1 protein-coding gene is annotated in these 655 nt (G+C 50.8%); it reads right to left on the bottom strand.

Annotation, left to right across the window (positions count from 1 at the left end; all coding sequences use genetic code 11):
* Positions 1 to 496, bottom strand: a 496-nt coding sequence (locus tag MTBSS4_RS02955; protein WP_173981914.1) for an Hpt domain-containing protein, incomplete at its 3' end; no start/stop codon positions are given.
* Between the last annotated feature and the right edge of the window lie 159 nt (positions 497 to 655).

Raw genomic sequence — 655 nt, forward strand, 5'->3', positions numbered from 1 at the left:
CCGAGGTTCTGTAGCCACATTGGCAAAGTTCACGTTCAACGAAATGCGACTGTGCCCCATGGGGAGCAACCAGCATCACTTCGATGCGTCTGATCTCGATATCATCCAGCGTTGAAGCAAGTTTTTGTGGGAGTCGGGAGAAATCGGGCTGGATTTCTGTGCCGCGACTACCAACCTGTTTAGATAACTCATCGATATAGGTTTCGAGATCGGCCCAGATTCGCGGAGGCAGCGTTTCAGGGGCGTCCGCAAGATATTCGTCGAGCTTGTGGGCCATAGCACAGAGGGCGTTCAAGCCAAATCCAGCCGCCTGTCCACGCAGATACAGGGCGAGCCGCCGAAAGTTTCCAATCAGTTCCGAGCGGGTGATCCGGCCTTGGCGGCCGTTATCCAGAACGAATTCAAGGGCACGAAGCCGCTCCATGGCGTCATCGAAAAATTCATCTCGAATCTCATCGAAAACCGCAAACTGGTCGTGTCCACTTTCTCGGCTCATTGTGCCCCCAATTTCACAATGTCTACGGCTTGTCGTCGCTCAGAACCCTATCGAAATTCATAAACGGATGCGATACCTTTATATCAATCGTTTACCATTCATTTATCGATTCAGTATGCTCATCAGGCCATGTTCATAATCCATTCAATCTAGGAGATG

Source organism: Magnetospirillum sp. SS-4, assembly GCF_902729425.1.
Taxonomy (GTDB): Bacteria; Pseudomonadota; Alphaproteobacteria; order Rhodospirillales; family Magnetospirillaceae; genus Phaeospirillum.